Source organism: Alkalidesulfovibrio alkalitolerans DSM 16529, from assembly GCF_000422245.1.
Classification (GTDB): Bacteria; Desulfobacterota; Desulfovibrionia; order Desulfovibrionales; family Desulfovibrionaceae; genus Alkalidesulfovibrio; species Alkalidesulfovibrio alkalitolerans.
In genome coordinates this window covers 38,644-47,987 of sequence record NZ_ATHI01000010.1, presented here as the reverse complement: position 1 = coordinate 47,987, position 9,344 = coordinate 38,644, and the positions used below count along the sequence as shown (strand labels likewise).

The following is a 9,344-nucleotide window of genomic DNA, read 5'->3' as shown; positions in this document are numbered from 1 at the left end:
CGCGAGGGCTTGAATCTTTTCCGCGCCTTGCCTCTGGAGCTTTTCTTATGCGGCCCGAGAGACGAGGCTTGTGAACAGCCGCATGCGAAGAGGTTGCAGCACGCCTTTAGGCAGTGCGCAGGCGGGTTTGCAGCCTGCCCGCCTGGCGTTTTTGCCGTGCTGGATGGTTTTTGAACAGCTCGTTCAAGACTTGGTGAAGGGCACGTCGGCCCGCGCGCAGCGCAGCTCGGCCGCGACGAGGCCCGCGAGGCAGGCCAAGAGCGCGGCGAGCGCGCCGGTCGCCCCGGCCAGGCCGAGCAGGCCGCATGCGGCGCTCAATCCCACGTAGCGCAGGGCCACGGCGTCGTGGCCGAGGCCTGAGCGCATCAGCCGCTGATAGACGTGACTGTGGTGGGCATTGAGGACGTTTTCACGGCGCAGGGCGCGGCGCGCCAGGGTGTAGAGGGCGTCGCCGAAAAGCGGCAGGCCCACGGCCATCATGGGCCAGGAGAAGTCCGGCCCGGCGGCCGGAGCCAGGAAGGCCGCGCACAGGAAAAGTCCGAGCGCGGTGCTGCCCACGTCGCCCATGAAGATGCGCGCCGGATGCCAGTTGAAGAACAGGAAACCCGCCACCGCCCCGGCCAGGGCCCACCACAGCGGGGCCGCGAAGGCCGCGCCCGCGAAGAGCAGGATGACCACGGACACCCCGGCCACGAAGCCGTCCATGCCGTCCATGAAGTTGGTGAAGTTGATTACGGCCACGGCCGCGACCACGCACAGGACGAAGGCCGCCGCGTGCGGCATGATCTGCGTGAGCATCTGGGGCGCGCCGAGCCAGGCCACGAGCGCCGTGGCGCAGGCGAACTGCACCAGCGAGCGCGCGCGGCGCGACAAGCCGCGCTTGTCGTCCAGCCAGCCCGCGAAGGCCAACGGCGCGGCCGCGAGCAGCAGGGGCAGGGGGTCGGGACGGGCGGCCTCGGGCGCAAGGCCGCGCAGGACGAGCGCCACGGCCGCGAAAGACAAAAGGAAGCCAAGGCCGCCGCCGCGCGGCGTGGGCGCGGTGTGCGAGCTGCGGCCGCAAGGGATGTCGAGCAGGCAGCGCGAGGCGTAGCCGAGCACCAGCCGCGTGGCCGCAAGCCCGCACATCAGGGCCAGGACGAAGAGCCCGGCGGCCAGGGACCAGCTCATGAGCGGCCTCCGGCGGCAAAGGCCCGGCCCATGGCGCGTACGCTCTCGCCAAGGTCCGCGAGCGGGGTGTAGCCGAGTTCGGCCCGGATGCGCGCGTCGTCCACGCACAGGTCGCCCAAAAGGCGGCCGCAGGCCGCGCCCTTGCCCGCGAGCCTCGCCAGGAACGAGATCAGGCCCGGCGGCACGGGCAAGAGTCTGGCCGACCGCCCCATGCCCTCGCCCAGCAGGCGGCACAGTTCGGCCGTGGAGATGTCGCGGTCGTCGCGCACGAGATAGGCCTTGCCGGGCGCGGCCTCGTGCTCGGCGGCCAGGGCCAGGGCCAGGGCCAGGTTGGGCAGCGAGACGAGGCTTCGGCGGTTATTCGCCAGCCCAAGCGGCAGCGGCAGCCCGCGCGCCACGGCCGCAGCCAGCCGCGCCAGGTTGCCGCCAGCGCCCGGACCCACGACCAGGGTCGGCCGCACGGCCACGGCCTCGATCACGCCTTCGCGATCCATGGCGAAGAGCCCTTCCTCGGCCTCGCGCTTGCTCACGGCATACGGGTCTTCGGGTGCGGGCGGGTCGTCGTCGCGAAACGGGCGGCCCGGCGCGGTGCGCTCGCCCAGCACCTTGACCGTGGAGCAAAAGACCAGGCGGCGCACGCCTTGGGCCGCGGCCTCGCGCGCCAGGGCCAGGGTCAGGTCGCGGTTGGCGGCGCGGTGCGCGGCCAGGGGGTCGGAGGCGTCCTCGCGCATGCGGTGCACCCGCGCCGCGAGATGCACGACCACGGACACGCCGCGCAGCGCCTCGGCCAGCCCCTGGGGCATGGCCAGATCGCCCACGGCGCGCTCGCGCACGCCCTCGGGTAGATGCCCGGAAGTCCGCGCGTCCGCCGAGCGCGTCAGGGCCGTGACCTCGTGCCCGCGCGCCAAAAGCTCGGCGCACACGGCCCGGCCCACGAATCCGGCCGCGCCGGTCACGGCCATGTGAAGCTTCGCCCCTGCCGCGCTCATGCGGGCCACGCTCCACGCAACAGCCGCCGGTACACGTCGAAGGTCCGGGCCACCACGGCCTCCTTGGAGAAGATGTTCTCGGCTATTTCGCGGCTTTTGGCCCCGAAGGCGCGGCGAAGTTCGGGGTCGCGCGCCAGCCGTTCGAGGTTGTCGGCCAGTGAGACCGGATCGCGGATCTCGGCCAGGAGACCGTTTTCGCCGTGGCGGCAGATCTCGCGGCAGCCGGGCACGTCCGTGGAGACGAGCGGCCGTCCGGCCGCGGCCGACTCGATGAGCGAGAGCGGCAGCCCCTCGCGAAACGAGGGCAGGCAGGCGATGTGGCAGGATGCGAGAAGCTCGGGGATGTCCGCGCGGCGGCCAAGGACGCGCACGCCGTCCTTTCCGTCCCAGGCGGCCAGGGTCTCGGGGCTGATGGCGGCCGGGTTCTTGGGATCGGGCTCGCCCGCGAGCAGAAATTCCATCTCCAGGCCGCGCGCGGCCAAAATCCCGGCCGCCTCCACGAGCACGCCGATGCCCTTGTCCCAGAGCATGCGCGAATGGGTCAAAACCCGCACCGGGCCGTCCACGGGCTCGGGCGCGGGAGTGAAACGTCCGGTGTCAACGCCGGAGCCGGGCACAATGTCCACTTGCCCCGGATCGATCAGGCCGTGGGACAGGAAGTGGGTTTTGTCGTCGGGGTTTTGCACCAGCAGCCGCACATTGGGCCGCCCCTTGAGAAACAGGCGATACCACTTCTCGGCCACGAAGCGCAGCACGCGCCGCTTGCGGCCGCCGGGCAGAAAGACGAAGCCCATGCCCGCCACGGCCGCGACCAGGGAAGGATCGCCCGCCAGGCGTGCGGCCAGCGCGCCGTAAAGGATGGGCTTGATGGCCACGAGGTGGGCCAGATCGGGTCGCACCGCGCGCAGGAGACGCGCGATCGCCACGACGCACGAGGCCTCGCGCAGGGGATTCAGGCCCGCGCGATCGAAGGGCAGGTGATGGGCGATAAAGCCCTCGGCCTCGATGTGCTCGCGGCAGGCGTTCATGGCCGAGGCCACGTGCACCTCGGCTCCGGCCTCGCGGCAGGCGCGGGCAAGGTGCAGGCGGTGGGACCAGAAGTAATAGTCCTCGGCCACCACGAAGAGCAGGCGCGGGGGTGTCGTAACGGTTGCTTCAGTCATCGCGAGCGGGCTCTCGTGTCGTGGCAAGGGATGGTCCGCACGGCTGGCCGGACAAGGGTCCGGACGGCAATTCGCGCAGGCGGGCAAGGGTCGCGGGGGCCGCGTTCGGGGTCTTTTCCAAGCGCGATTGAAGATTCAGCAAATCGGAAAGCGTGTCAACATCGCGCCATTGCGGCAGGAGCGCAGGCTGTACGCCGAGCGCGGCCAGCCGTTCGACGGTCGCGGCCAGGGTGGTTTCGCTGCTCCAGGGAAGGCGGTCGAGCATGTCGGGCGTAAAGACGTGGGCTGAAACCCCGATGCACCAGAAGCCGCCGTCCTCGCAGGGGCCGAGCACGGCGGCATGCGTGCTCAAAAGGTCGAGCGCCTCACGGATGAGCGCGGGCGGCGCGTCTGGCACGTCGCTGCCCATGAGCAGGGCATGCGTCGCCCCGGCCGCGAAGGCCAGCCCCAGGGCATGGGTCATGCGCCGCCCGAGGTCGTCCTCGACCTGCGGCCAGAGCGGAATGTCCGGGCCGAGCCAGGTCGCGATTTCTGTCGCGGCCTCGGCCGGGGTGAAGGATACGGCCAGGGGAGCGCCTGTCTGCCGCGCGGCGGCCAGCGCGTCCTCGGCAAAGGCCTGGGCCAGCCGTGCGGCCTGATCCGGCCCAAGCGCGGCCGCGAGGCGCGTCTTGACCTCGCCTGGGCGCGGGGTCTTGAGCATGACGATTACGCGCTCGGCCGGATTCATGCGCCTCCCATGGGCCGGTAGAAGCGGGCCAGCCGCGCGGGCGGCGCGCCGAGCAGGTAGAGCGAGAGCAGCGTCCAGTTGCGCAAGGTGCAGGCCAGCGGCCCCAACCGCTCGAAGCGGCGGGCCGAAGTCACGACGTTTTCACGGGCCACGACCGGGCGCGCGCCGTTTCTGGCCAGGCGGCGCACGAACTCCACGTCCTCCATGAGCGGCAGGTCCGCGAAGCCGCCAAGATTTTCGAACAGGTCGCGGCGTAGGAAAAGCCCCTGGTCGCCGAATGGCAGTCCCAGGAATCGCGCGCGCAGCGTGGCCATCCGGGCGATGAACCGTATCGAGGCGCGCGGCGAGTCGATCTCAAGGCCGAAGGCCCCGGCTCGCGCGCCGTTGTCCAATAGCCGCGCGGCCGTGGCCAGGGCGGTTTCGGGCAGGCGTGTGTCCGCGTGCAGAAAGAGCAGGATTTCGCCCCTGGCCGCTGCCGCGCCCGCGTTCATCTGCCTGGCCCGGCCCTGCGGCGCGCGCAGGCCACGCACCCCGGCCAGCCGCGAGCGGGCGGCCGGGTCGAGGCGGTCGAGCGCGGACAGGGTCGAACCGCCGTCGCCGGGCTCGGCGTCCGCCACGACGACCTCGGCCACCATGTCCGCGCAAGCGGCAGCCAGGGCCACGGAGGAAACGGCCCGGCAGACGGTCGCGGCCTCGCCAAGCGCCGGAATGACGACGCTCAGGCGGGGGATGGGGTCTTTCGCTCGACTCGTCATGGTGACATAAGGGTCTGCGCGCGGCAAAAGACCGCGCCAGCGGAGGATACCATGCGCAAGGCGCTTCGGGAAATCAAGGACCAGGGTGAAATCGAGGCCCTTCTTCGGCGCGGGCAGGTCATACACCTGGCCCTGAACGCGGCCGAGGGGCCATACGTGGTTCCCATGAACTACGGCTACGAGGACGGCGTGATCTGGCTGCACTGCGCGCGCGAGGGCACGCGGCTCGACCTTTTGGCCCGCGACCCGCGCGCGGGTTTTTCCGTGCTCGTGGACTACGCCGTGGTTTCCGCGCAAAGCCCCTGCGAGGCCACGGCGCATTACGCCAGCGTCTGCGGTTGGGGCAAGCTTCGCGTGGTCGAGGACGAGGCGGAGAAGCGCAAGGGGCTTTCGGTCATCACCCGGCAGCTTCTGCCCGGCGTAGCGCCCGAGTTCCCGGATGCGGCGCTTGCCGCCACCTGCGTGCTGGCGCTCTCGCCCGACATGCTCACCGGCAAGCGCAACCCGGCGGCAGGCCGCTGAAAATGCGCCATCTGCGGCGTTGCAGCGAGAAGTTCAAACCCTCGCGTATTGGCAATACGCGTCGGCCTTGAACTTCCCTTGCGCCTTGCATCTGACGCATTTTGAGCGGCCTGCGAAGATGGAGTAGCGCCATCTGCGGCGTTGCCTCCCTTTACACGCGGCGGATTTTGGATCATGACCGCGCCTTTCCGGACAGCGCCGAACGGCGTGAAAAGAGATCGGGAGAGCCGAGAATGAACACGCTCAAGAGCTTCGCCAGCGACAACGTCAGCGGCGTGCATCCCCGCATCTTGCAGGCCATGGCCAAGGCCAACGACGGCCCGGCCAAGCCCTACGGCCAGGACGGCGCGACCGCGCGGGCGGACGAGCTGTTGCGCAGGCACTTCGGGCCGGACATCGACCCCTATTTCGTCTTCCTGGGCACGGCCGCCAACGTGCTCTCGCTTTCGAGCATGATCCGGCCGCACCAGGCCGTTTTGTGCGCCGACTGCGCCCACATCGCCGTGGACGAGTGCGGCGCGCCCGAGCGCTTCACCGGCGCCAAGCTTTTGACCGTGCCCTCGCGCGACGGCAAGGTCGCGCCCGGCGATTTCCGGCGTTTTCTGCGCGACATCGGCAACGAGCACCACTCCCAGCCCGCGGCCCTGTCCATCACCCAGTGCACGGAATACGGCTCCCTGTACTCGCCCGACGAGATACGGGCCCTAGCGGACTTCGCCCACGAACACCGCATGTTCCTGCACATGGACGGCGCGCGCCTAGCCAACGCCTGCGCCGCGCTCGACCTGCCGCTGGCCGCGCTGACCGCCGAGTGCGGCGTGGATGCGCTGTCCTTCGGGGGCACCAAGAACGGCCTGATGTTCGGCGAGGCCGTGATCTTTTTCGAGCCGCGTCTGGCGGCCCATTTCCGCTTCGAGCGCAAGCAGGCCATGCAGCTCTACTCCAAGATGCGTTTCATCGCGGCCCAGTTCTCGGCCCTGCTCGAAGACGACCTGTGGCTCGCGAACGCCCGCCACGCCAACCGCATGGCCGCGCTGCTCGGCGAACTGGTGCAGGACCTGCCCGGCCTTTCCATCACCCGGCCGGTGCAGACCAACCACGTCTTCGCCCGCCTGCCGCGTGCCGCGCTGACGCGGCTGGAGGCCGACTGGCACTTCTACGTCTGGCGCGACGAGGACCCGGCCAAGGACCCCGAGGTGCGCTGGATGACCGCCTTCGACACCCGCGAGGAGGACGTGCGCGCCTTTGCCGCGGCCGTGCGCTCCTCACTGGACATCTGACAAGACTGCTCGCGCGCGTTGCGACGCGGCCCGCGATGGCGTACAGGCAGGGCATGCGCATCGCGCTCATCCAGACCAATCCCGTGGTGGGGGACGTGCAGGGCAACGCGGCCCGCGTGGAGGCGGCCGTGCGCCGCGCCGCCGTGCTTTCCGCCGACCTGTGTCTGACCACGGAGATGGTCCTCACGGGCTATCCGCCCCGCGACCTGCTGCTCTACTCCGACTTCGCGCGCCGCGCGGCAGAGGGAGCGCGCGATCTGGCCGCGCGGCTGGCCGATTGCCCGCCCGTGCTTCTGGGCTGCATCGAGGAGAACGCCTCGGGCCGGGGCAAGCCGCTGTACAACGCGGCGCTTCTGCTCTCCAAGGGCCGCGTGGCCGCTTCGTATCGCAAATCGCTCCTGCCTTCGTATGACGTTTTCGACGAGACACGGTATTTCGAAGCGTATCCCGGACTGAACATCCTCGAACTTGGCGGACGGCGGTTGGCCGTGACCATCTGCGAGGACATCTGGAACGACGCGGGGTTCTTCGAGCATCCGCTCTACGAGCGCGACCCCGTGGCCGAGATCGGCCGCGCGGGCGTGGACGCGCTCTTGAACCTCTCGGCCTCGCCCTTCACCATGGGCAAGCATCAGGCGCGCGAGGCCATGCTCTCGGCCATCGCGCGAAATCTGGGCGTGCCCGTGCTCTACGCCAACCAGGTCGGCGGCAACGACGACCTGCTCTTCGACGGCCGCTCCTGCGCGGCCGCGCCCGACGGCCGCATCTTCGCGCGCGCCAGCGCCTTTGCCGAGGATCTGCTGCTCGTGGATCTGGCCGACCTTTCCGGGGAGGTGCGCGAGCCTGACCTTTCCGATCTGGAGGAGGTCTGGCAGGGTCTTGTGACCGGCCTTGGCGACTACGCGCGCAAGACCTGCTTCTCCTCGGCGGTGCTCGGGCTTTCCGGCGGCATCGACTCCGCGCTCACGGCCGTGATCGCGGCCCAGGCGCTCGGTCCGGACAACGTGCTCGGGGTCTGCATGCCCTCGCCCTATTCGAGCCGGGGCAGCGTGGACGATTCCCTCGAACTCGCGCGCAGGCTCGGCATCCGCACCTTGACCATGCCCATCGCGGACCTCATGCGCGCCTTCGACGCGGCCCTGGCCCCGGCCTTCGCGGGCCGCGCCCCGGACGTGACCGAGGAGAACATCCAGGCCCGCATCCGGGGCAATCTGCTCATGGCCCTGTCCAACAAGTTCGGCTCGCTGCTGCTCACCACGGGCAACAAGAGCGAACTGGCCGTGGGCTACTGCACCATCTACGGCGACATGTCGGGCGGACTGGCCGTGCTGGCCGATGTGCCCAAGACCATGGTCTACAGGCTTTCCGACCACGTGAACGAGCGTGTCGGCGGGCCCATCCCGCGCGAGATCATCGAGAAGCCGCCCTCGGCCGAGCTTCGGCCCGGGCAAAAGGATCAGGACAGCCTGCCGCCCTACGACGTGCTCGACGCCATCCTGGCCCTGCATGTGGAGTCGGGCCTGTCCGTGGACCAGATCGCGGCCAGGGGTTTCGACGCGGCCACCGTGGCCCGCGTGGCCCGGCTCGTGGCCTCGGCGGAATTCAAGCGCCGTCAGGCTCCGCCTGGGCTCAAGGTCACCCAACGGGCCTTCGGCACGGGCTGGCGGATGCCGCTGGCCTGTCGGCTGGGTTGAGGGCGAACGGGAGGGCGCGGGCATGACGGCGGGCGAAAAGACCATTGCCGAACTGGCCGAAGAGATCGGCATCGCCGAAAACACCGCCCGCCGCTACGTTCGTCTTTTCGATGAATTCTTCGCGGGCCGCCAGCGCGGGCGCACCATGCGCTATCCGGCCGAGGCCGCGGCCCTGTTGTCCTGCATTTCAGGCTTCTACCGCGAGGGGCTGACCACGCCCGAGATATTCGAGCGGCTGCACGCGGAATTGGCCATGCGCCTGCAAGCGCCCCTGCCCGGCCAGGACGGGGCGGACGCCAAAGAAATGGGCGCGCGGACGCTTCCGGCGGTTGCGGCCATAGACGCCCGGCTTGCCGCGCACGAGGCTGCCCTGGCCGACGTGAGCCTGATCCGCAACACCCTGGCCATCCTGTGGCGCGAATACCGGCGCTGGAGGGCCGTGCCCGGCTCCTTCGGCGAGTTGGCCGCGGCGCTCAAGTCGCTTAGGGCCGAGGTGCCCAGGGTGGGGGAGGAGGCGAAGGCCCAGGCCGAGGCCGCGCGGGAGCAGGATCGTCGTGCGTGGGCCAAGGAGGCGGCCGAGCTTCGCGCCGAGATCGCCCGTTTGCGCGCGGAGAAGGAGCGGCTGGCCGAGCAGATGGCTGAATTGCGCCAGACGCTCGGGCCTGGGGAGGAATTCAGGCGGCTGCCGCTGGTTTTTCGCTCCGAGAAGGGCGAATTTCTCGGCGTCAGTGCGGGCACGCACAAGCACTTCAGCCTGGCGGATTTTCTGGGGCTTCTCGAACGAGGGGACCGCTCCGTGGCCGTGCGCTGGGCCGACGGTCACAAGGATCGCTGGCTTTTGCACCTGGTGGAGGGACCTGGGCTGTGCGACGAGCGGCAGCACCATCTGGCCGTGCGCCGCACCAAAACGCCCAAGGGCAACCGGGTCGTGCTCATCGAGCGCCTGAGCTTTGCCGGACGCGACGTGCCGGTCTTTTTTCTCTACGAGTTGTTCAAGCAGATCGGCCGGGACTTCGTCGAAAAGCCCGGCCCTGGAAGGTAGGTGGG

General features: G+C 69.9%; 9 protein-coding genes. 4 read left to right on the top strand and 5 right to left on the bottom strand.

What is annotated here, in order from left to right; genetic code table 11:
- Positions 1-183: 183 nt before the first annotated feature.
- Genes DSAT_RS05935 through DSAT_RS05915 form a run of 5 tightly spaced genes read right to left on the bottom strand, consistent with a single transcriptional unit; the run spans position 184 to position 4,801 of the window.
- Complete coding sequence (locus tag DSAT_RS05935) at positions 184-1,167, bottom strand: MraY family glycosyltransferase (RefSeq protein ID WP_020886688.1); 984 nt, start codon at positions 1,165-1,167, stop codon at positions 184-186.
- The gene (locus tag DSAT_RS05930; protein WP_020886687.1) at positions 1,164-2,156 is read right to left on the bottom strand and encodes an NAD-dependent epimerase/dehydratase family protein; all 993 of its coding nucleotides are present in this window, start codon (positions 2,154-2,156) and stop codon (positions 1,164-1,166) included. The genes DSAT_RS05935 and DSAT_RS05930 overlap by 4 nt, the downstream gene beginning before the upstream one ends.
- Positions 2,153-3,319 (bottom strand): glycosyltransferase family 4 protein, encoded by a 1,167-nt coding sequence (locus DSAT_RS05925; protein ID WP_020886686.1) that lies wholly within the window; start codon positions 3,317-3,319, stop codon positions 2,153-2,155. The genes DSAT_RS05930 and DSAT_RS05925 overlap by 4 nt, the downstream gene beginning before the upstream one ends.
- Positions 3,312-4,046, bottom strand: coding sequence for a TIGR04282 family arsenosugar biosynthesis glycosyltransferase (locus DSAT_RS05920; protein WP_020886685.1), 735 nt, complete (start codon positions 4,044-4,046; stop codon positions 3,312-3,314). Before DSAT_RS05920 ends, DSAT_RS05925 begins: the two co-directional genes overlap by 8 nt.
- Entirely contained in the window at positions 4,043-4,801 is a 759-nt protein-coding gene (locus DSAT_RS05915) for a TIGR04283 family arsenosugar biosynthesis glycosyltransferase (protein ID WP_020886684.1), read from the bottom strand. The genes DSAT_RS05920 and DSAT_RS05915 overlap by 4 nt, the downstream gene beginning before the upstream one ends.
- A 51-nt stretch (positions 4,802-4,852) precedes the next feature.
- On the opposite strand from DSAT_RS05915, the gene DSAT_RS05910 reads away from it, so the two are divergent.
- The 4 genes from DSAT_RS05910 to DSAT_RS05895 all read left to right on the top strand — a co-directional run bounded on the left by DSAT_RS05910 (position 4,853) and on the right by DSAT_RS05895 (position 9,339).
- A complete protein-coding gene (locus DSAT_RS05910) occupies positions 4,853-5,323 on the top strand; it encodes a pyridoxamine 5'-phosphate oxidase family protein (RefSeq protein WP_020886683.1) in 471 nt (156 codons plus the stop codon).
- 233 nt (positions 5,324-5,556) lie between these two features.
- Positions 5,557-6,603, top strand: a complete 1,047-nt coding sequence (locus DSAT_RS05905) for a threonine aldolase family protein (RefSeq protein WP_020886682.1) — start codon at positions 5,557-5,559, stop codon at positions 6,601-6,603.
- Positions 6,604-6,656: 53 nt separating this feature from the next.
- The gene (locus DSAT_RS05900; protein WP_020886681.1) at positions 6,657-8,297 is read left to right on the top strand and encodes an NAD+ synthase; all 1,641 of its coding nucleotides are present in this window, start codon (positions 6,657-6,659) and stop codon (positions 8,295-8,297) included.
- Between the two features lie 22 nt (positions 8,298-8,319).
- The gene (locus DSAT_RS05895; RefSeq protein ID WP_020886680.1) at positions 8,320-9,339 is read left to right on the top strand and encodes a MerR family transcriptional regulator; all 1,020 of its coding nucleotides are present in this window, start codon (positions 8,320-8,322) and stop codon (positions 9,337-9,339) included.
- The last annotated feature ends 5 nt before the right edge of the window (positions 9,340-9,344 follow it).